18 protein-coding genes and 1 pseudogene are annotated in these 20653 nt (G+C 57.9%); 1 reads left to right on the top strand and 18 read right to left on the bottom strand.

Annotation, left to right across the window (positions count from 1 at the left end):
- Window position 1: 1 nt before the first annotated feature.
- The 3 genes from rbsD to G3N97_RS11305 form a co-directional block, all read right to left on the bottom strand.
- Window positions 2-400, bottom strand: coding sequence for a D-ribose pyranase (rbsD, locus tag G3N97_RS11315; RefSeq protein WP_205993287.1), 399 nt, complete (start codon window positions 398-400; stop codon window positions 2-4).
- Between the two features lie 6 nt (window positions 401-406).
- Window positions 407-1297 (bottom strand): ribokinase, encoded by an 891-nt coding sequence (gene rbsK / locus G3N97_RS11310; RefSeq protein ID WP_205993286.1) that lies wholly within the window; start codon window positions 1295-1297, stop codon window positions 407-409.
- Window positions 1298-1586: 289 nt separating this feature from the next.
- Complete coding sequence (locus tag G3N97_RS11305; RefSeq protein WP_205993285.1) at window positions 1587-1877, bottom strand: hypothetical protein; 291 nt, start codon at window positions 1875-1877, stop codon at window positions 1587-1589.
- A gap of 111 nt (window positions 1878-1988) precedes the next feature.
- Between G3N97_RS11305 and G3N97_RS11300 the strand changes: the two genes are divergently transcribed.
- Window positions 1989-2954 (top strand): helix-turn-helix domain-containing protein, encoded by a 966-nt coding sequence (locus G3N97_RS11300; protein ID WP_205993284.1) that lies wholly within the window; start codon window positions 1989-1991, stop codon window positions 2952-2954.
- A gap of 47 nt (window positions 2955-3001) precedes the next feature.
- On the opposite strand, the gene G3N97_RS11295 is transcribed toward G3N97_RS11300, so the two are convergent.
- The 15 genes and pseudogenes from G3N97_RS11295 to G3N97_RS11225 all read right to left on the bottom strand — a co-directional run bounded on the left by G3N97_RS11295 (window position 3002) and on the right by G3N97_RS11225 (window position 20649).
- A complete protein-coding gene (locus G3N97_RS11295; protein ID WP_205993283.1) occupies window positions 3002-4402 on the bottom strand; it encodes a sensor domain-containing diguanylate cyclase in 1401 nt (466 codons plus the stop codon).
- 109 nt (window positions 4403-4511) lie between these two features.
- Window positions 4512-7448: an EAL domain-containing protein gene (locus tag G3N97_RS11290; protein ID WP_205993294.1), complete on the bottom strand. Its 2937-nt coding sequence runs from the start codon at window positions 7446-7448 to the stop codon at window positions 4512-4514.
- Entirely contained in the window at window positions 7370-8743 is a 1374-nt protein-coding gene (locus tag G3N97_RS11285; protein ID WP_346778051.1) for an extracellular solute-binding protein, read from the bottom strand. Before G3N97_RS11285 ends, G3N97_RS11290 begins: the two co-directional genes overlap by 79 nt.
- 247 nt (window positions 8744-8990) lie before the next feature.
- Entirely contained in the window at window positions 8991-9335 is a 345-nt protein-coding gene (locus G3N97_RS11280) for a hypothetical protein (RefSeq protein WP_205993282.1), read from the bottom strand.
- Window positions 9336-9638: 303 nt separating this feature from the next.
- The gene (locus G3N97_RS11275) at window positions 9639-9968 is read right to left on the bottom strand and encodes an RHS repeat-associated core domain-containing protein (protein WP_241030521.1); all 330 of its coding nucleotides are present in this window, start codon (window positions 9966-9968) and stop codon (window positions 9639-9641) included.
- 26 nt (window positions 9969-9994) lie between these two features.
- Entirely contained in the window at window positions 9995-10456 is a 462-nt protein-coding gene (gene comJ, locus G3N97_RS11270) for a competence protein ComJ (RefSeq protein ID WP_205993281.1), read from the bottom strand.
- Between the two features lie 9 nt (window positions 10457-10465).
- Window positions 10466-10624: a NucA/NucB deoxyribonuclease domain-containing protein gene (locus G3N97_RS11265; RefSeq protein ID WP_241030524.1), complete on the bottom strand. Its 159-nt coding sequence runs from the start codon at window positions 10622-10624 to the stop codon at window positions 10466-10468.
- 37 nt (window positions 10625-10661) lie between these two features.
- The gene (locus G3N97_RS11260; protein ID WP_346778050.1) at window positions 10662-10973 is read right to left on the bottom strand and encodes a hypothetical protein; all 312 of its coding nucleotides are present in this window, start codon (window positions 10971-10973) and stop codon (window positions 10662-10664) included.
- Between the two features lie 604 nt (window positions 10974-11577).
- Window positions 11578-11841, bottom strand: coding sequence for a hypothetical protein (locus G3N97_RS11255; RefSeq protein ID WP_205993278.1), 264 nt, complete (start codon window positions 11839-11841; stop codon window positions 11578-11580).
- 354 nt (window positions 11842-12195) lie between these two features.
- Window positions 12196-13017, bottom strand: a pseudogene (locus G3N97_RS11250) (RHS repeat-associated core domain-containing protein); the annotation flags it as partial.
- Window positions 13018-13405: 388 nt separating this feature from the next.
- The gene (locus G3N97_RS11245) at window positions 13406-13891 is read right to left on the bottom strand and encodes a DUF4265 domain-containing protein (RefSeq protein ID WP_205993277.1); all 486 of its coding nucleotides are present in this window, start codon (window positions 13889-13891) and stop codon (window positions 13406-13408) included.
- Window positions 13892-14093: 202 nt separating this feature from the next.
- Window positions 14094-14510, bottom strand: coding sequence for an SMI1/KNR4 family protein (locus G3N97_RS11240; RefSeq protein ID WP_205993276.1), 417 nt, complete (start codon window positions 14508-14510; stop codon window positions 14094-14096).
- 43 nt (window positions 14511-14553) lie between these two features.
- Window positions 14554-15051 carry an Imm21 family immunity protein gene (locus tag G3N97_RS11235; protein WP_205993275.1) on the bottom strand — a complete coding sequence of 166 codons (498 nt, stop codon included), beginning with the start codon at window positions 15049-15051 and terminating at the stop codon, window positions 14554-14556.
- Window positions 15052-15564: 513 nt separating this feature from the next.
- Entirely contained in the window at window positions 15565-15984 is a 420-nt protein-coding gene (locus tag G3N97_RS11230; RefSeq protein WP_205993274.1) for a hypothetical protein, read from the bottom strand.
- Window positions 15985-15993: 9 nt separating this feature from the next.
- The gene (locus G3N97_RS11225; RefSeq protein WP_205993273.1) at window positions 15994-20649 is read right to left on the bottom strand and encodes an RHS repeat-associated core domain-containing protein; all 4656 of its coding nucleotides are present in this window, start codon (window positions 20647-20649) and stop codon (window positions 15994-15996) included.
- Window positions 20650-20653 lie beyond the last annotated feature (4 nt).

The raw sequence follows: 20653 nt of genomic DNA, 5'->3' as shown, positions 1-20653 counted from the left end.
CCTAGAAGATCACGCCCGAATGCAGGATCACATTCGCGTAAGGGCTGCATTCGCCGGTGCGGATCACCGCTTTCGCCTCGCGGCAGCGGCGCTTGAATTCTTCGTGCGGCACTTCTTCGATGACGACCTGCGCGCCGGCCAGCTCGCGCTCGCGCGCGACCACGGCGGCGTTATGCGTCTGCGCCTCGCTCGCGAACACCGCGCGCTCGGCCTTGAAGTCGGCGAGCACGCTGTCGAGCACGTCGAAGAAGCCCGGCACGCCGAGCGACATCGACAGGTCGATGCATTCGACGCCCTCGGGAATCGGCAGACCGCAATCGGCGATCACGAGGCTGTCGGTATGGCCCATGCCGGCCAGCACGCGCGCGATGTCGCGATTCAAATGTCCGTGTTTTTTCATCGCGTATTACGCCTGCTGTTTCAGAAGTGCTTCGAGTTCGGCGAGCGTGGGCATGCCGCCCTGCGCGCCCGCGCGCGTGACGGAGAGCGCGCCCGCCGCGTTCGCGCGGCGCACGGCTTCGCGCATGCCCAGATGCCAGAAGGCCGCCAGCGCGCCGTTGAAGGTGTCGCCCGCGCCGGTGCTGTCGACCGCTTCGACGGTGAAACCCGGCTGATGCGCGAGCGTGCCGTCGGCCTGCGTGAAGTACGCGCCTTCCTTGCCGTGCGTCATCGCAATGCGGCCCGGACGGCTCGCCAGCGTGCGCGCCCAGTCGGCTTCGGGCTGCTGCAGCGCGGTCGCGAGTTCGTGTTCGTTGGGCGTGAGCAGCGTGGCCAGTTCGACGAGTTCGTCGCTGAGCGCCACAGCGGGCGCGGGGTTCAGGAAGAACGGCTTGCCGTGCTCGCGCGCGCGGCGCGCGGCGTGGATCACGGTCGCCATCGGCACTTCGAGTTGCGCGAGCACGACGTCCGCCTGTGCGAAGGCGTCGCTCGCCGCGTCGATATGCGCGGGCGTCAGTTCGTGATTCGCGCCCGGCACGACGATGATCGCGTTGTCGCCGCCCGACACCGTGATCGAGGCGATGCCTGTGGCCTCGCGGCCCGTGCTCACGTGCCGGATGTCCACGCCTTCGCGCGCGAGCGTCGCCTTCATCTCGTTGCCGAATGCGTCGTCGCCCACGCAACCGATCATCGTCACGTCGGCGCCCAGACGCGCCGCAGCCACCGCCTGGTTCGCGCCCTTGCCACCCGGATGCGTCGAGAAACGCGTGCCGAACAGCGTCTCGCCCAGGCGGGGAAACGTCTCGGTCGCGACGACCATGTCCATGTTGATACTGCCCACCACTACGACGCGCGCCATGGCACTCCTTTCGACGGCTTTCGGCGCGTCATCCGCGCCTGCGATTTTTCACCGTGCTAAAACGTAATCAGCTTGGGAGCGCATTTATAGCAGAGTTCTGGCGAGCGAGAAATAGCCCTAGGGTAATACCGGATAGGTTGTCCGAAATGAGGGAACGGACGCGCGCAATATGGAGAAAAACTACATGATTTAAGTAGAAAAACTACGCGCGCTCGACATGATCGAACGCGCGCGAATAACGCTTTGATAATCCGGATTGCTGATTATTTTTCGATGCTGGCCGACACCCTTATTGCGGAATCAGGCGACCGAGCGGCGCGAGCGGACCCACCGGCGTGAGATCGAACTTCATCAACCCGTTTTCGACCAGCGGCAGCGTGTCGAGCGAGGCCTTGGCCTCTTCCACGGTCGCGGCGTTCATCAGGAAGATCACGCCGGGCGTGTCGTGACGAAACCAGAACTGGTCGATCTTGCCGTCGAGATAAAGCTGCAGCGTATGCGGCACTTCCTTCGGCATGATGCGTTGCTGCTCTTCATCGGTGAGCGGCTTGATGATCGTTCCGACTGCGAAAACCTTCATGGGAAATCTCCTGTATTCGAGCGTCGTTGCGACGTGCAACGGAGATCACTGTAGCCTTCCGCCCGGAAAAGCAGTATCGTCGCAAATGACAACTTTAGGGTCATTTACGCCATGCGCATCGCCGTGCTCGCCCTCGACGGGCTTTTCGATACCGGACTCGCCGTGGTGCTCGACACGCTGCGGGCCGCCAACAATCTCGGCGCGCGCGTGACAGGCGGCGCGCCGCGTTTCGACGTGAGCGTGGTGGGCGTGCGCAAGCGCGTGCGTTCGGGCCACGGCTTCACGATTCCGGTGCAGCCGATCACGGCCGACCTGAAGCCCGACTGGGTGGTCGTGCCCGCGCTCGCGGCTGTCACGCCCGAGACCCTGCTGCCCGCGCTCGCGCGCGCGGACGTGCGCGACGCTCAGTCGCAACTGCGTGCGTGGCGCGATCAAGGCGTGTTCGTGGCGGCGTCGTGCATCGGCACCTTCGTGCTGGCCGAAGCGGGTCTGCTCGACGATCGCGACGCCACCACCACCTGGTCGCTCGCGCCGCTGTTCCGGCAGCGCTATCCGCGCGTGCGGCTCGACGAAACGCGCATGCTCGTGGCCACCGACGCGGGCGCGACGGCGGGCGCGGCGATGGGCCATCTCGACCTCGCGCTGTGGCTGGTCCGCAAGCAGAGTCCCGAACTGGCGACGGTGGTGTCGCGCTATCTGCTCGCCGATATCCGCAGTTCGCAGGCGCCGTACATCATCCCCAATCATCTGGCGCAGGCCGACCCGCTGATTCAGCGCTTCGAGCAATGGTCGCGCACGCACCTCAAGCACGGCTTCTCGCTGCAGGAAGCCGCCGGCGCGCTGGCCACGAGCCCGCGCTCGCTGCAACGGCGTTGTCAGGAAGTGCTGGGGAAATCGCCGCTGGCGTACTTTCAGGATCTGCGCGTCGAACGCGCGCAATCGCTGTTGCACGGCAGCGGTCTGGACATCGACGCCATTGCCGCCGAAGTGGGATACGAAGATGGGGCGACGCTGCGCACGTTATTGCGTCAGCGTCTTGGGCGCGGCGTGCGCGATCTGCGCGCCGCGCTGCGTTGAATCGACGCGGATAAAGCGGATGCGTCGGTGATATCGCCGATAGCGAATCAGCCTTCGACGGTCGCCGCCGACGAAGCGAGCGGCACGATCGAAGGCAGCGCGCTCGCCATCACCTTGTCGCGGCCCGCGGCTTTCGCGCGATAGAGATTTTCGTCGGCAGCCCTAAGCGGATCGACGGCGAATTCATCGCCGAAATCGCTGGTGAACGCGCCGATCGACACCGTCACGCGCTTCGCCTGCGTGCGCGCGCGAATGTCGAGACTGCGCACGGCCACGCGCATCGCCTCGCCAATTGCAATGGCCGCGTCGCGCGCGCAACCGGGCAACAGCACCACGAATTCTTCGCCGCCGTAACGGCACACGGCGTCGTCCGTGCGTCGCAAACAGGCTTGCAGCGCATCGGCGATCAAACGCAGACAGACGTCGCCCGCGCCGTGTCCGTAGGCGTCGTTGTATTGCTTGAAGTGATCGACGTCGACCATCAGCACCGAAAGCGGACTCGCGCGATGACGCGCGGAAAGATGCTCGCGCGCATACGCGGCGTCGAACCAGCCGCGGTTGTAGAGACCCGTCAAGGCGTCGCGATTCGCCTTCTCTTCGAGATCTTCGTTCATCTTCGCGAGGCGCGAATACAGCATCGCGATCTCGACCAGCAACGCGGCCAGCAACGCCGACGACGCGATCATCGACGCCCCGCGCGCGCCATACCAGCCGAGCGTGTAGCGCGCCGAACCGGCGAGTGTGAGCACGACATCGGCGAAAAAGGCGAGCAGCGCAATCGTCAGCCAGATATCGAGCACCGTGCGCAAACGGCCCGACACGAGTTGCGCGATGAGGGCCGTCACGCTCACGAACACGACCAGCCCCGTGACGGGACTGTGCTGAAGCGCGGCATACGAGCCATCGCGAATCAGCGCGGGCAGCCAGTCGCTCGCGCGCACCGCGATGAGACAACCGAGCGCGCTGGCGCCGAGCGCGAGCCACACGAGCGAACGTGCGTGCGGAAGCCGCAGCGCCGCCTTCCTGCCCGCGAGACGGCGCAGCGTGAAGCCGATCAGCACGATCGAAGGAAAGCCGCCGTGCCAGAGCACCCAGATCCAGACCGCCGTCTGCTTGCCCGCACCGAGCAGGCCGGTGGGCGAGAACACGCCGGGGAAAATCAGCAACTGCACCGCGCAGGTCAGGCTGCTGAACGCGTAGGCCGCCGACAAGGCCGCGTCGAGCGGCGACTTGCCCATGCGATAACGCACCCACATCAGCAGCGCAGTAATCGATTCGGTCACCACGACCGCCGTGCAAAAAACCGGCACGAAAGGCAGACACGCCGGCAAAGGCGTGGCGGCGTGCGGCAGAATCGCCGCGACCAGCAGTCCGATGCACAGCGCGATGCCCACGGCAATCCAGCGATGCAGGCGCGTCGGACGCCGAGAAGTAATCAACTTATTCATTCTTTTTACAAACGGCTTGCGAAAGGAAGCGCGGCGCAGGTCTTGATTCGACACCTGGATAACGACCGCCGCACCGCGCACCTTTAACATGAATACGGCGCATTCGCGATCAGTTTCGCACCGGCTCCACGCTTTCTTCGATGAGCGGCCAGACCAGCGCCTCGAATTGCTCGCGCGGCACCGGTGCCGAATAATAAAAACCCTGCGCGAAATCGCAGCCCACGGCCTTGAGAAAATCGCGCTGCTCGGCGGTTTCCACGCCTTCTGCAATGACCTGCAACCCGAGTTTGTGCGCGAGCACGACCATGGCTTCGCAGAGCGCCTGATTGTCCTCGTTGACGCTGAGATCCTGAACGAACGAACGGTCGATTTTCAGGTAATCGATATCGAAACGCTGCAAATACGCGAGCGACGAATAACCGGTGCCGAAGTCGTCGATCGAAATGCCGATGCCCGCGCGCCGGAAACTCACGAGCTTCTCGTCGATTTTCGATTCGGCCTGCAACAGCAATCCTTCGGTGATCTCCACCACGACGCTCTGTCCCGGCACGCCTTCAATCGCGAGATATTCGGACCAGCGCGAGCACACGAGACTGTCCTGGCGCACCTGAACCGGCGACATGTTCACGCCAATCTGGAAACACGACTGATATTGATCGCGCCATTGGCGAACCTGCTGCACCGCCTGCCGGAATACCCAGTCGCCGATCGGCACGATCAGGCCGGTATCTTCGGCCAGCGGAATGAAATCGAGCGGACTGATCATGCCGCGCTCGGGATGCAGCCAGCGCAACAGCGCTTCCGCCTTGCAAATCTTCCCGGTCGCAAGATCGACAATCGGCTGATAAAACACCTGAAACTGATTGCCCGGCAGCGCGACGCGCAAATCATTGGTGAGCCGCAGACGCTTTTCGGCTTCCACCTGCATGTCGGGCGTGAAATAGCTGAAGCGATTGCGGCCTGCGCTCTTTGCGGCGTACATCGCCTGATCGGCGTTCTTGAACAGCACGTCGAGTTCGCGCGCGTCGTCCGGATAAAACGTGACGCCGATACTCGCGGAAATAAAGACTTCGTCGGCGCCCAGTTTGAACGGCTCGGCAAGCTGCGCAATGATGGCTTTCGCCATGCGCTCGATGCTGTCGGGATCGTCGAAATTCGGCAGAATGACGGTGAATTCGTCGCCGCCCAGACGCGCTACCGTGTCGATGTCGCGCACGCAATCGCCAATGCGCTTGCCCGCTTCGATCAGCAATACGTCGCCCCTGTCGTGGCCGAGCGAATCGTTCACTTCCTTGAAGCGGTCGAGGTCGATCAGCATGAGCGCGATGCGCTGCCCCGAATGGCGCGAATGCATCGCTTCGCGGTCGAGTCGATCGAGAAACATCTGACGATTGGGCAGGCCCGTCAACGCGTCGAAATTCGCCTGTTTCCAGATGGTGGCCTCGAAGGCCATACGGTCGGACAGATCGCGGCCCACGGCCAGCACGGAATTCACCACACCCGCACGATCGATTTCCGGCGTGATGCGAATATGCGTGCATTGCTCCTCGCCGTCCTTGCCGACCCAGCGCAGTTCGAATTGCGTGCTTTTACCGCTCGCAAACACTTCGCCGATTTTCTTTTCGTAGACCAGCGCGTTGGGGCCGCCTGGCAACTCCGAAGGCCGCTTGCCGAGCGAGTCGGTCAGCGTGCATCCGGCCGACGCGCAAAATGCCGGATTAGCGTAAATGCGTCGCGCCTCACGGTCGTAGCGCGTAATCGTATCGGGCGAATTCTCGATCAGCGTGCGCGACTCGCGTTCGCGCGTGACGAGCTCCGCCGTGCGATCCGCCACGGTCTGCTCAAGCGACGCGTTGATTTCGTTGATCTTCTGAATCTTCTGCTGAATCGCGTCGCGCATGCGTTCGAAGCGCAGCGCGAGGCGGCCGAGTTCGTCCTGACCGCTGGCTTCATCGCCCGCGTGCAGCGTATCGTCGACATTCGCGCCCGCGTCGTCGCCAGTGTCGTGCATCTTGCGCACCAGTTGACGCAACGGTGCGGAAATACTGTGCGAAATGAAATACGCCAGAAAAATCGACAGCAGGAAACCCGAAATACCGACGAGCACGATCTGGTTACGCACCGTCTGCGCCTCGACGGTCAGCTTCTTCTCCGCGATCGTGCTGACCACGTACCACGTCGTGCCGGGGACTTTGGAAAACGCCGCCAGATAGCGGCCGCCATGCTTCGTCGCCAGCATCACGACGCTGTTGGTCTCGCCCGATTGCGCGCTGTGCGCGATGGTTTCGGCCAGCGCGGCATCAGGCGCGGCGTCGGCATTCGCGGACGCGTTATCGGCGCGCAAAATGATCTTGTTGTCGCTGGCGTCGAAGATATCGATTTCGGTGCCGCTGCCGGTGGCCACGTCGTTGAAGATCGTCGAGAAATACTCGGGACGCACGATCAACACCAGATTGCCGATCTTCTGGTTATTGGTCTTGTCGAAAATGACGCGTACCATGCCCAGATTCTGCTGCCCGACACCGTTGTCGTAACTACCCCAGTATGTGCGCTCATTCACGCCCTGCGCCTGCACGACGAGATTCGTCACGCCTTGCGTGAGCTGCGCGAACGCCTGCGTATCCAGCACCTGGTTGTTGCGGTCGAGCAGATACTTTTGATTGATGTAGTCGACCGAACCGTAATGGTCCAGCAACAGCCGCGTCATATCCTGGCGCGCCTCGCTCTGCTCCTTGAGGCGGCCGCTCGAGGCGCGCGCCAGCGCACTCTGCACGCGATCGGACAGCACGAGCAGATTGCTTTCCGTTTCGATCTGCTGCATGCGAAGCTGGATATTGCGCGAGACCTGTTTGACCACTTCCTTCGAAAAGATCTCGGCATTCTCCTTGATGGCCGCAATCGATTTCACATAGGAAATGCAGCCCGACACGAAAATGGGCAGCAGCGACAACAGAATGAATGCCGCAATCAAGCGATAGCGAATCTCGACCCGTCGCAGCAAATCCTGAGAGAGATAGTCGAAAGCGCGTCGTAGCGAAACGGGGATGGCGTTCCTTTGTAGTGCATCTTCGCTTCGTTTTTTACCGACGCGTCGAGGCGCTGCGCGGCCTGCCCCGGCGTCATTTTCTTCAGCAGCACGTCCTGCATCAGCTCATGCAGCAATTCGATCGTATTCGACGGCAACGTCGAGTAATACGGGCTCGCCGTCACAGCGTAGCGGCTCACGGCCTGGGTGTAATCGACAACGTCCGGATCGCTCACCACTGTGCCCGCGCCGTGCTGAAACGGCGAAATGTTATGACGCTTCGCCTGCAGAATTGGAAAACCCTTCGTGGCGATGAATTCGAGGAAACGCATGGTGGCCGCCTTATTGCGCGTTTCGCAAACGGCGAAGCCCGTTTCGCTGCCGAGCACCGGCACGACTTCCTTGCCGCGCGCATTCCATGGCGGAATAAACAGGCCCACGGGAAATGCGTTCCCGTGCAGCATGGGACCGGCGGCCCAATTCCCCTGAAATGCCATGGCGACCTTGCCTTCCTTGAAAAGCCGCATGCCTTCGTCGTAACCCGTCGACATGTAATCCGGCTGCACATAACCGCGCGCGGGAATCAGCGCCATTTTCGCGAAGATATCGGCGACTTCAGGCGTATTCAGATCGAGCGAACCGTCGGCCATCTTGTTGCGCCAATCGGGCTCGCGCGCGACGACGTTATTCGCGAAGCCCGAACTGAACGGCCCATTTCCGAGCATGTTGGGAAAGCCGCCATTCCAGACGACAGGCGTCAGTCCCGCGCGCTTGAGTTTCGCACAGTCCTGCAGAAATTCGTCGAAATTCGCGGGCGGTAAAGTGATGCCCGCTTTGGCGAACATATCGCGGTTGTAGTAGATCATCGTTGTCGCGACGCCGCCGGAAATGCCGAAGCCTTTACCGCGATGACTCGTCCAGTCGCGCTTGAGCGGTTCGAGCATGCGCTGCCATGCCGCTGTCTGGCTGACGTCGGCGAGAATGCCCTGATCGGCCAGCTCGGCCGAGTACGCGTTGGGATTGACGCTCACGAGATCGGGCAAGGTGCCGGCCGCGATGCGCGGCTTGATGTTCTCCTCCACCGAATTGCCGACCATGAACTGAACGTCGACATGCACGTCGGGATTCTGTTTGCTGAAATCGGCGGCGATGCGCAGCATCTCTTCGGGCCAGTCCGGCGCCCAGACGAGCGCGGTGATGCTGGTGCGCGTTGGGGCCGACGTGGCGACCGACGCTGCATCGCGCGGATGGCAGGCGCCCAGAAACATCGTGCAGATCAAACCGGACAGCAGGCAGGCAAACTTGATTCGTCGCACGTCATGCTCGCTTTCGAGTTCGAATTGAACCGCCGTGGCGCGGCAAGCGTGTGGACGACACGGCCCGCCCCTCGATCGGCGCGCCAGACAGCGTTGCCTTCAAATGGCATACGGATTCAGCCGGACGCTGGATACCGTATCTGCATATCGGCAGGTTGGGTGAAAGCTTTAGGGAAGGCGGAGAGCGGGTGAGGGTGACCATTGCCGCCGGCTAAACAACGAAGGGCCGCGTTAGCGGCCCTTTTTTCTAAAGCAATCGTAAGTCGTACAGTGTACCGTGGCCCACTCCTGGACTAAGCTCCTCGACATAGATCTGAGCGGTCAGATCACTTCGGCCACGATCCGTCCACAAATCAAAGTCAATACGCCATTTTTTAGCACCACGAGTTTTATCAATTTCTAACTCGCTAAATGCGTCAGGCGGTGGCTCGCATAGAACCTCGCGACCACGGAGATACTGCTGCAACGCGCAAGCGTATTCTTCACGTGTACTTGGTCCCAGCATCTTCATGTGTTCGAGCTTTTCAAGCTCACCGTGGACCAGCATCGATACAATCTGCTTGACCATATTTTCTATCATCTGCCGATCCATAAATCACCTGTTTCCCGGTACACGTAAAGCCGTATTCGCACCAACTCCGAGACCAGAGAAGTAGTTGTCAGCCCTCATCATGTGACAGCGCGCCTCCTCCTGCGACAAACCTGCTCGCCTCATCGCCTTATAACCGATGCGGCGTTCAGCAGCATATGTGCCGCCTCCGGCTTGCCGCTGCACTTGCGTCGCAATGTAGTGCTCCGGCTTCGCCCGATTCCTTATACGTTCCTTCCTACACCACCTCGCCGGCTTCATCCGTCATCATCAACACCGTGCCGACCTGATCGCAGTAATAGAACATCACGCGCGCATCGCCGTTCGCTGCCGCCGCCGCTGTGCCGCCTTAGTTGGGTCCCAAGTCAGAGTACTTGGACGCCACTTCACCTGTGCGTCAAGAATATGCTGGTCAGCTTGCAGATAGCGATCAAACGGAAGGTCGATCTCGCAGTCGCATTGACAAGTTAAACCAAGCGGGTCTGTCCAGCGTATCGGATTCGGCGCGTACTGATAGACATTGATCCCACCCGCAAGCCCAATCGGATCCTTCGACACGCTGGCTTCATACCAAGGCAGCGCGTAAGAATCAACGTTGAACACGGATGGCTGATGATTGCCGCCGAGTAAAAGCATGAAAGGCCGCGCAAGCGGCGCCTCATTCACGCAGCAGGATTGGCACTCATCACAAGTGCATCACGTTTGGTGATTTCCGCATCCGCCTTGATGATCTCCGGTTGCAGGTGTGCATCAATAACGAAGCTGAGTCTGCACCAAGGTTTTTCACCTTTGACACCAAGCTCAAAAATCAACCGGTAGATGCCTGCATCGATTTCAATCTCACGTTCATCGCCAATACTTCCCACTACCAATGTCCCATGCCCTGGAACTGCGAATGGAACAGCGATCACTCTGAATGCAGCAGGATCTAACTCAACAGCGCGAACGACATCGATCACAACAGTAGTCTCATCATTTTCCGTGGCACCAAATGAAACACTTCCCGGTCGCCAAGCGAAGCCCTGATGTACATGGTCATCGGTCCAATCATTGAATGGTTCATCTAACGTCGAATCAAACACGCAAATCTGGTTGCAGGACACCAGAGTCGTCGTATCAGTCATAACTTGCCTCTATTTTTTGACGTTGATTTTTACCTTGCTTCCAGGCGCGAGCTTTCTGCACTTGTTACCGAGGAATGCACCGGCGCCACGATTATCTGATGGATCAATTGCCCGGATAATCGCTCCGGCCCCTCCCTCAGAAAGGGAAGCCGACGGATACTCATCCAAATCCTGATCGGGTCCTTCATCACTGACAAACGACAATCTAAAACGTTATAAAAGCATCGTTCTCAAAGTAGTACAGAAACGCCTCAAACAATTGTTCTATATTCGGGTTCACAATCTGAGCCTTTGCATTAGCAACAACATCCTCTATCGACGCTCCGTCGAGAATTTCTTTCCAACCCTCGCTTTTTGCAATTCCTGAACGAGGATCGGCGTCTGGATCTGCATCCTTATCGTCTTCGGCGAAGACCCCTTGCGTATCCAGACCCCACGTTGTTTCCGGCAAATATAGCCATCCCGAATGATGTTCTGGATTCAGCAATATCTGCTCGATCGTAACCAGTCTATTCACAAGACCTCTCTTTATTTGCACGGACATGGACAGTTAGGATTAGGAGCTTTGAATCCGCCGCCACCGTCTGGGCTCAACGTCCCTTGAACAGCACCAAGGGCCTGATGTTGGGCTCGTGGCATCAATTCAACTACTCTGGATCTTGTGCACTGCGATGCCACGTCAGACCGGGAGGACTTGTCCCATTGTATCCACCTCGCGCCCCGGGCAACACGTGATCCGTGACGGCTGAACCCAATGACTCCCCAAGCCCCGGATTTTCCTGGATCAGACCGCTGAGTTGTTCATTAGCGTAGCGGAAATGATCTCGACGCCCTTTCGATAACTGATCACACGGCAATTTTATTCGTGCCAAAACGTTGTACGCAGCACTAGACGAAGGTCGGCCGGACGCATCTGTCCCAGTTAGTCCGAGCGGGTCGACCCATATAATCGGATTTGGCGCGTGCTGATAGACGTTGATCCTCGCGGGACGGTGAATCGAGCACGCGGCGTTTGAAGCAGGGCAGCGCGTAAGGATCAGCGTTGAACACGGGCGCCTGACCGTTACCGCCGACTAAACTAACGAAGGGCCGCGTTAGCGGCCCTTCGTTCTTACTTCGGTCTATTCATACATCGTTGCGGCAATCAATATATCCGCAAGGACTCGCCAGTTCATCGTATCAAGCCTCACCTCATTGGCTATGCCCATATTCTCGTAGTAGCCATCCATGGCTTCAACCCAAGAGGCCACTGCATCAAGATAGGATTCAACCGTGTTGTTTTCGACCGGCCTTCCACTCTTTATTGATTTCACGAAGGCAGCCATGAATTCAACAAAATCTTCCCTTGTCTTTATCTCTGCAACTCTTCTTTCGTCAATTTTCATATCACTCAACGGTCATCGACTGACCGTCCCCCATCTTCAAGCGAAGAGCTTTTCTACCGTTCTCGGTGCTCATCTTCGACATTTGCTGATCAACCTCGTCTTTCGACGCCATCTGATAAGGCACACATTTGCGTGCCAATTTGAATGCCGCAAGTCGCCTATGATCAAGCGTCCACAGCTTCCCAGCGCTATTTTTCCAAATCTGGGCCTTCAGAGGCCGGCATCAAGTGATCCATTATGCAAAGCTTCTGCGTTTCCGAGAACTGTGTAGTCACCTGTAACGTTCTTTGCACTGCTTTGCATAAAATGCACTCTGGAAGTGTCTATCCTTCCCTCTGGGCAGTCGCATGGACAACGCTTCGATAACCCCAGAGGATCGATCCAGCCCGTGGGGTTTTCGGCATATACATATGGGGTTGAGCCACCCGCCAACCCAATCGGATCCTTGCTAACAAACCGCCCAGTGGCCGGATCATAATACCGATACCGATTGTAATGCAGCCCCGTCTCTTCATCGACGAACTGCCCCTGGAACCTCAGCGGATTCTTCACTGCCTCGCCGCCGCTCACAGCAGACGCACGCTCGATCACTTCCCGCGCTTCGCCCCAGGCCTTATACGTCGCTTCCCACACCACCTCGCCGGCTTCATCCGTCATCATCAACGGCGTGCCAATCTGATCGCAGTGATAGAACATCACGCGCGCTTCGCCATTCGCTACCGGCACACGCTGTAACGGATCATCCTCCGGTGTATACCGGTCGTCCTCACGACGCACCGGCGTCTCGATCCCGGCAACCGGCGCGGCCACATACTGCGCCATCGGCACGAAACTCCGCGCCTCGTACACATAATGCGTGCTTCGCTCGTCCGTTGATTCGTATGCCAGCGCTTCGCCGTCCCAACCGAACACCGTCTCCACACCGTCCACGACTTTCGCAATACGTCGCCCAAACGGATCGTAGAAATAACTCGACACGCTATGCCGCGACGGCGCATCGACACTCGCGCCACTCAAGCGGTCATACGCATCCCACTCGAACCGCTGCGTGCCAGCCGACGAACGCTTCTGCACAAGATTGCCCTGCGCGTCGTAATCGAAGTGCGTGCCCGCATATTCCCTGAGCAGATTGCCCAGCACCCTCGGCACCGAAGCCGGCAGCGTGCTTTCGCTACGCGCGGCAAACGAATAACCGGATGCACGATCGTGCTGTAGTGGGGGGCGAGCGGGTCAGATTGTGTAAGTATTTCTGGGGATGGGTGCGAGCTAATACTTGCCTCCTTTTGCGAGGGCTTCGCGGAGGTATGGCCGACGCGTTTGTCTGCGACGCGTAGCCTTGCGGCATCCCCGAAAAGAGAAGAGCCGCGTATGCGGCCCTGAACTTACTTCACAAACGTAATAATGTCCTCGACGGCACAATACGCCCTTTACGATGGAGCCTCGATCATTGATCTACCGCTCCGATACATGCTTCATCATGTGCAAATTGCGCGACAAGTTCCTCTTGGCCGCGCGCATGTACCGTTCCGACGACAAGTAAAGATTCACTACCGGAAAAATCAGTTCAATTTTCCCGCCACCAATTCAAAAGCGTCTCGTCCGTTGGATCTTCAAAGTTCTTGTAAACGTTCGAGTAATACCATTCGATTCCTGTTCGCCGCTTGAACTCATCGAAGAATTTGTTAATTGACGCGAGTCCATTGATCGACGGGACAGTCAATGCGAGATTACCGTTGTTGATGCCGTCCAGGCTACCACCTGACTCATTAGCAACGTCTCGCTCTAGCCTCGCGACCTCTGTGTCCGGGATCGCATCAGCATAAATTTGAATGCAGAAATTTCCGCCTCTCTTCAGCACAACAGCGGGACGACTCACATCGTCAATACAAACAAGATCACCCTTCGCAAGATTCAGCGCGAGACCTGGCGACGCAAGTAACTCGCAGGAACCGTCATCTAGCTGTACCGCTTGCAGTTCCTCGTAGACGGGTCCGAGCTCATTGTGCCCCGCATAGACCCGGATCACACGATTGTCTTTATCAACGCCCATACGGTGCTCCGCAACATTCACGCTCGACCCACTACAGATCCTTTTTCACATTGCCGCTACCACCGACGCTCAGATCAAACCACAGGACACGCCTTTAAATACGGCATTCTTTCCGATAAATTCACTTTTTTGCGGTGGCCGACGACACACGGCTTGACTTGACCGACTTCCTCCACTGATTCTGCTCGCGACAATCTCTTCATCAGCAGCATACTTGCAAACCACTCAAAAATTGCTCAAATGAATTACAGACGAAAAATTTCTCTCTGGTATCCGCAGTAATTTGAAGCACTGCTCCGTTAGCATTTCCGGTCGTTGTAATATAAAAAATATTGCCCCCTTGATCATATGCAAACGGGATAGCATCCGACAATCCGAAATCTTCGACCAAATCCTTTTTCACCATCTCGATCGTCAATTCGCCATATTTCAGTGGAAAGAAACCGTGAAATGGGAATATATGATCCCGACCTACAATCCTCTCAACATCTACCGGATACCCTCCGTTGTAGTCAAGATAATGACGCTTGAAAGCTTCCGGCAAATGAACCTTGGTGGCGTGTTCGAAAGCATCGAGGTCGCGTTCCGACAAGGTCTGCTCCGTGTCTTCATATCGCATTGCGTTCCTTGCACTGAGGTGACGATTTTGAAAGCGCCTATAGCTACAACGCAACAATCGAATGCACCAGTAGCGATGTTCTCGGCGTGGGCTGAAAAATGAACGTAGACACTTCTTTAGCGCCAGAATTCATTGACAGTCTTAGACATTCGTTTGAATCAAAAGTGTCGACGGCATCAAATATAACCAAATGCTCGTCAACCAAGTTGAGATTCAATCTTTTGATGATCTTCACTGCCTGGAGGTCAATTTTCTCAATGGCAACTCGTACGTCGGCGTCGCTATCCGCCCACTTCCATCGAACGATCAACTGCAATTTGTCCGATGTAGCAACCGAGGTTTGCAACGCCTCATCGCCCAGCACAAGCACGTCTGCGCCACGCGGCACCAGCTTGCTGGCATAGTCATCTGATTGACAGGCGAGGTCGTAATCCGACGGGCTCCCATTCGATCCGCTCCATAACAATGCCGCCGCCTCCTCCATCATTACCAACGGGCCGCCTGAGCTATTAATCCAGTCTGAAATAGCGTATTTGCTCATTGAGCGATCCTCCTTTTTGCTTGCGTGACTTGACCAGCCAGTTTGAGACTACACCGCTTACAGTGAGGATAAACACGTTGGGGCTTTCCGTCCTCGTTCAGCGAGTTTGGATTTTGCTGACAGGAAAGAAGGTTACAGCCCTGGCACCCCGGTCGGTAGAACCACAATCACGATAATCGATCGTGTTATCTACTGCCGCTCCTCCACAGTGAAATGATGTACGGGTCATACGCCAGTATGGAATCTTTCGCAAAACGATCCAACTTCAACGCGTCATCGCTCGCGATATTTCTCAATTAGCTCCAAGCAATGGTATTCGGCGCATACCAATAAACACTAACCTATCCAATCAATTCAATTTGATCTCCCGACAGAAATCATTCGGGGGCAGGAACCAAATTACTAACACCAACTACAGCCCAACCAGTTCACGCAATCAAAGCACCACTCTCGCATGAGCAAAGAGTATCGCAAACAGCAAGCATTTCCTCGAATTACTCAGGAATGATATTATTATTTAAATTTGAAATATGAATCAAAAATATCCAAAGATTTTTTATCATCACCGACCAACTTGTCACAGCACAACATAGCCCACTCGACATGCTCCCCAACATCGACTTTTTCCTGCATCGCTGAAACTGACATGCCTAGCGCCAGCAAAGCAAATCTCGCCTTCAAAGCATTTGGCGACTTAAAGTCCTGCATATAGCCATTTTTTTCCATATAGCTTCGCCACTCATTGGCCGCTCGTCGCGTATCTTCTTCTGAATTATCACCTGCGAGATAGCCTCGCATTACAGGCAAAGGACTCGAAAATAAATTAGAGTAATCAATTGGGATATTCTCCAAAAGCTTGATCATGAATCCAATATAGTGCTTTAGCGCCTGCACATCATTCTCAGGCCAGTGAATATTCGCTATTACATTCATACTATTCGCTCAATTGTGTTTAACGTTGTAGTGTTTCATCGTGAAAGCACAGGTGCAACATGCGGACTTAGGTGTGCCATGGCCGGTTCCTGACCTTCCAATATTTACAGTTTCCATCGACGAACCGTCAAGATGCTCACCTGCATTCAACGCTTTACTCATAGCTGCGATCTCTGCACATCCGCCATGCCATTTAGCCTGCTGGTCCACAGGAGTTCCCATCAATACTCCGAGCATGTCCTTATTAGCCGGAGTAACAGTCTCTCCGCTTACTCCGGTGTATATATTGCCATTCGCAGTCGTAAGTACAGACGCGGCTCCCTTCGATTGGCCATTAGCAAGTGCCTGATCCGCAACATCTGTAGCGCTTTGAACGGGGGAAGTACCGGACAATCCTAACGGATCAATCCACTGCGAAGGATTACGCACATATCCATAAACATTAACCCCACCCGCCAACCCAATCGGATCCTTGCTAACAAACCGCCCAGTGCCCGGATCGTAATACCGATACCGATTGTAATGCAGCCCTGTCTCTTCATCGACGAACTGCCCCTGGAACCTCAGCGGATTCTTCACTGCCTCGCCGCCACTCACAGCAGACGCACGCTCGATCACTTCCCGCGCTTCGCCCCAGGCCTTATACGTCGCTTCCCACACCACCTCGCCGGCTTCATCCGTCATCATCAACGGCGTGCCAATCTGATCGCAGTGATAGAACATCACGCGCGCTTCGCCATTCGCTACCGGCACACGCTGTAACGGATCATCCTCCGGCGTATACCGGTCGTCCTCACGACGCACCGGCGTCTCGATCCCGGCAACCGGCGCGGCCACATACTGCGCCATCGGCACGAAACTCCGCGCCTCGTACACATAATGCGTGCTTCGCTCGTCGGTTGATTCGTATGCCAGCGCTTCGCCGTCCCAACCGAACACCGTCTCCACACCGTCCACGACTTTCGCAATACGTCGCCCAAACGGATCGTAGAAGTAACTCGACACGCTATGCCGCGACGGCGCATCGACACTCGCACCACTCAAGCGGTCATACGCATCCCACTCGAACCGCTGCGTGCCAGCCGACGAACGCTTCTGCACAAGATTGCCCTGCGCGTCGTAATCGAAGTGCGTGCCCGCATATTCCCTGAGCAGATTGCCCAGCACCCTCGGCACCGAAGCCGGCAGCGTGCTTTCGCTACGCGCGGCAAACGAATAACCGGATGCACGATCGGGCTGCACAGGATCGACGATATTGCTCGCAGGATCGAACGCAAAGCGCTCCTTGCCGCCCGGCCCGATCGCTTCCAGCAAACGCCCCACCGGATCGTAACGATAATCCGTCACGCCCTTGCGGCTGTCCTCGATCTGCGTGAGTTGTCCCGCCGTGTCATAGCGATAGCGCCGTGCGCTCAACGGCGCAGGCGCTTTCTCGCGTTGCACCGTTTGCCTTTCGATACGTCCCGCCGGGTCATAAAGCGTGCTCTGACCAATACGGCTCGACAGCGTACGGCGAATCTCGCGATGCAAGTCGTCGCGCTCGATTTCCAGGCGCTCTTCGCCATCCACGAGCAGTCCGTGCACGTGTCCCGAGCCATACATCAGCCAGTCGATCGCATGACCATCCGGGCGCACCGTGCGCGTGCGATTTCCCAGTTCGTCGTAGCTGTGATGCCAGACGTAACTGCGCGACACGCCGAACACGTCGTACGCGTGATGCTCGCGCACGAGATTGCCCACCGGATCGAAGAAACGTTGAATGCGGCTATAACGATTGCTCGCGTCGATCAAGCGGCCATTCGCATCGTAGGCGAAGCGCTCAGTCTGCCCTTGTGCTTCGCGGCTTGCCATACGCCCGCCGCGATCGAACGCGTACTGCGTGACGCGTTCGGCGCTTTCGGTCGAAAGCAATCGTCCGCTCGCTTCGTCGTACGTGTAACGGGTGGCCTTGCCGTCGAATCCCACCTCTTCGAGTTGGCGGCCAACGGAGTCGTATTGAAACGAGTACGTCGCATCGTTTGCGTCGGTAAGGCGCACCAGCCGGCCGAGACGGTCGTAACCATAGCTGAGCCGTTGTCCGAGTGCATCCACGCGCTGCGAAATGCGGCCCGCGCCGTCGTACGCGTAGTGCGTGGCGCGTTCCATCGGATCGATGGCCGCCAGCAGTCGCCCTTCCGCATCGTATTGCACGCGCTCGACGCCGCCCGGCGACACAATCTCGCTCAACTCGCCATTCGCGCCATAGCGATACGTTTTCGTGCCACCCGCCGCGTCCTTCGCGGCAATCAGTCGGCCCGCTGCATCGTAGGTCCACTGCGTCGTTTTCCCCGAGCAATCGCGATACGACAGCAAATGGCCCGCCGCGTCATAGGTCAGTTTTTTCGTGCCGCCTTTGGCATCCGTCACCTCGACGGGCAAGCCTTGTTCGTCATACTGATATTTCGTTTCGTGGCCCAGCGGATCCTTCGCGGATACGACATTGCCTGCGTCGTCGTACGCCTGCTCCCAGACATGCCCTTCGGCATCGGTCGTGCGAACGAGTTGATCCTTTGCGTCGTACGCCATCGTGACGACGCTGCCGTCCACACGCTGGTGGCGCACGAAATTACCGCGCTCGTCGTAGTCGAGATATTCCGCGCCGCCGTCGCGATGAATGTATTGCACGAGTTTGTCGTGCTGATTGCGGTAAAGCCATTCTTCGCTGCCGTCCGGGTGAATCACGCGGAACGTATAGCCCTTGATGTCGTAATAGTGCTGCGTGACGTTGCCGAGCGCATCGGTCACGCTCACCTTGCGAAAATCCGGATGCCACGCGAGCGTCACTTCATCGCTGCCGTCATCGCGATACTCGCGGAAGCAGCGCGCTTTCGCGTGCGTACCTTGCCATTCGAGATTCACGCCGCGTCCCGTGCGATCCGTATAACGCGTCACGAGGTGATAGCGATAGCGATATTCGCGTCGATTACCGTAGCGATCGACCGCGCCCACCAGATCGCCGTGCTCGTCGTATTCATAGGCTGCGAGTCGCGCGACGCGCACGCCATCCGCATCGTGCTCAAATGCTTCGAGTATGCGTCCGCGTGTATCGAGTTTGAACGCCACCTGCACATGCGGTGCAATCAGCCGATAAAGTCGCCCTTGCGCGTCGTAATCGAGCGTGATCTGATTACCCGCGCGATCCTTCAGGAACGCGAGGCGGAAGCGCTCACCCTGCTTTTCGTATGCTTCGAGCGAATCGTGGCCACGCGTGAGCGTGAGCCAGCGATCGTCCACGCGCAGCAGCGTGACGTTCTCGGTCAGATCGTCGTGTGCGGCGCCTGCATCGAGCAGCGGATAATCGACGCTACGGCCTTCCGCATCGTGATAGACGAGTTTCGACGCGTGAATATCGAAACGCGTCGTATAAGGCGTGATCCAGCGCGCGCCGAGTTCGCCCGTCGTATCGTTTGCATCGAAAAACGAACGGTAGGTGCGACCCCACGCAATCGGCAGCGGACCGTCGACAACGAAATCGTCGTGATCGATACGTTCGTCGCCGAGCGCGAAGCCGATGGAGTTCGCCGTCGCGACGGCCGGCGTTTTAGCGGCGCTGCAATTGTTGCAACTCGAGCCGCCCGGATGGTGTGCTTGCGCCGTGTGCGCGAGCGTTTCGTTCGCGCCTTGCGGGCGCTTCTCGACCGCTTTGGCGCGGCCGCGTTGCGGAATGCCAATGCGTTGCGATTGCGGATGCACATGGCGCCAGCGCTTGATGCCGTCTTCACCCACCGTAATCAGCCAGCCGATCTTGCCGAAATCGTTGCCGTCGAGTTCGCGCACGGCTTTCTGCACGGCCGGCACGCGCTGGCGAATATCGTGCGAAACCGCCATCAAATGCGCGCTCGCATGCGAGTCGACCATCTTCGCCACGGCGGTCGTAGTATTCACGCCTTGCTTCGCGACGATCTTGACCGCGTCGTGCAGCAGCAAACCAATACTCGAAAACGTTTCGCCGGGCTTATAAAGCAGATTGTGACCGGCCTGCTTCAAATGCGCATTCGCTGCATCGAGATCCTTGCTCACGCTTAGCGGCTTGCCCGCTGCGTGCGCGAAGAGATCGGCGAGCCCGTTCATCAATTCGCCGATATACGAAGCCGCATGCGCGAGCGCAGCAGTCAAGTCCTTGCGCAATTCCGTGAGGAAAGTTTCGATCTCGCCCGCGTAGCGCGCCTGCACGCCGGAAATCATCGCGGTGATAATGCCGTCGCGCAGCATGTTCGCCGCCGCTTCGCCGACCGCGCGGCCATTCCTCGCGACTTCCTCGCGCAACAGTTTGAGCATCGGCCGCGCGCCCATGCGGATTTGCGCGGTGCCCGCCGGAATCGGAATGATGCCGATGAGGTCGAGCCCGAGATTGAGCCAGTCGAACAGATCGAGCGGCCGGTTGCCGTGCTCGATCATCGCCTTGATATCGACGATCAAATCCACCGCCGCGAAAATATTCGCGATCACCGGCATGTTTTGCGCGACGGTTTCCACGCGCTCGAGCGTGACGACACCGCCGCTCATATCCATCAGCCACTTGTTCAGAAGCGCGACGTTGGCGTTGATGTCGTCGGGATGCAGTTTGGCAAGTGGACCGACGAAAGCATCGGTCGGCTTGGCTTGCGTAGCGGCCGGTGTAGTCATGATC

The sequence above is a fragment of the Paraburkholderia sp. Ac-20347 genome (genome assembly GCF_017104805.1).
GTDB classification, from domain to species: domain Bacteria; phylum Pseudomonadota; class Gammaproteobacteria; order Burkholderiales; family Burkholderiaceae; genus Paraburkholderia; species Paraburkholderia tropica.
This window is presented reverse-complemented; position numbering and strand designations above follow the sequence as displayed.

What these genes read in the sequence shown, in the direction of transcription:
- G3N97_RS11225 (WP_205993273.1), bottom strand. Translation starts at nt 20,649, where the DNA reads ATGACTACACCGGCCGCTACGCAAGCCAAGCCGACCGATGCTTTCGTC.
- comJ (WP_205993281.1), bottom strand. Translation starts at nt 10,456, where the DNA reads ATGACTGATACGACGACTCTGGTGTCCTGCAACCAGATTTGCGTGTTT.
- G3N97_RS11280 (WP_205993282.1), bottom strand. Translation starts at nt 9,335, where the DNA reads ATGGATCGGCAGATGATAGAAAATATGGTCAAGCAGATTGTATCGATG.
- G3N97_RS11295 (WP_205993283.1), bottom strand. Translation starts at nt 4,402, where the DNA reads ATGAATAAGTTGATTACTTCTCGGCGTCCGACGCGCCTGCATCGCTGG.
- rbsD (WP_205993287.1), bottom strand. Translation starts at nt 400, where the DNA reads ATGAAAAAACACGGACATTTGAATCGCGACATCGCGCGCGTGCTGGCC.
- G3N97_RS11245 (WP_205993277.1), bottom strand. Translation starts at nt 13,891, where the DNA reads ATGGGCGTTGATAAAGACAATCGTGTGATCCGGGTCTATGCGGGGCAC.
- G3N97_RS11235 (WP_205993275.1), bottom strand. Translation starts at nt 15,051, where the DNA reads ATGAGCAAATACGCTATTTCAGACTGGATTAATAGCTCAGGCGGCCCG.
- G3N97_RS11230 (WP_205993274.1), bottom strand. Translation starts at nt 15,984, where the DNA reads ATGAATGTAATAGCGAATATTCACTGGCCTGAGAATGATGTGCAGGCG.
- rbsK (WP_205993286.1), bottom strand. Translation starts at nt 1,297, where the DNA reads ATGGCGCGCGTCGTAGTGGTGGGCAGTATCAACATGGACATGGTCGTC.
- G3N97_RS11255 (WP_205993278.1), bottom strand. Translation starts at nt 11,841, where the DNA reads ATGAAAATTGACGAAAGAAGAGTTGCAGAGATAAAGACAAGGGAAGAT.
- G3N97_RS11300 (WP_205993284.1), top strand. Translation starts at nt 1,989, where the DNA reads ATGCGCATCGCCGTGCTCGCCCTCGACGGGCTTTTCGATACCGGACTC.
- G3N97_RS11240 (WP_205993276.1), bottom strand. Translation starts at nt 14,510, where the DNA reads ATGCGATATGAAGACACGGAGCAGACCTTGTCGGAACGCGACCTCGAT.
- G3N97_RS11275 (WP_241030521.1), bottom strand. Translation starts at nt 9,968, where the DNA reads ATGCTTTTACTCGGCGGCAATCATCAGCCATCCGTGTTCAACGTTGAT.
- G3N97_RS11305 (WP_205993285.1), bottom strand. Translation starts at nt 1,877, where the DNA reads ATGAAGGTTTTCGCAGTCGGAACGATCATCAAGCCGCTCACCGATGAA.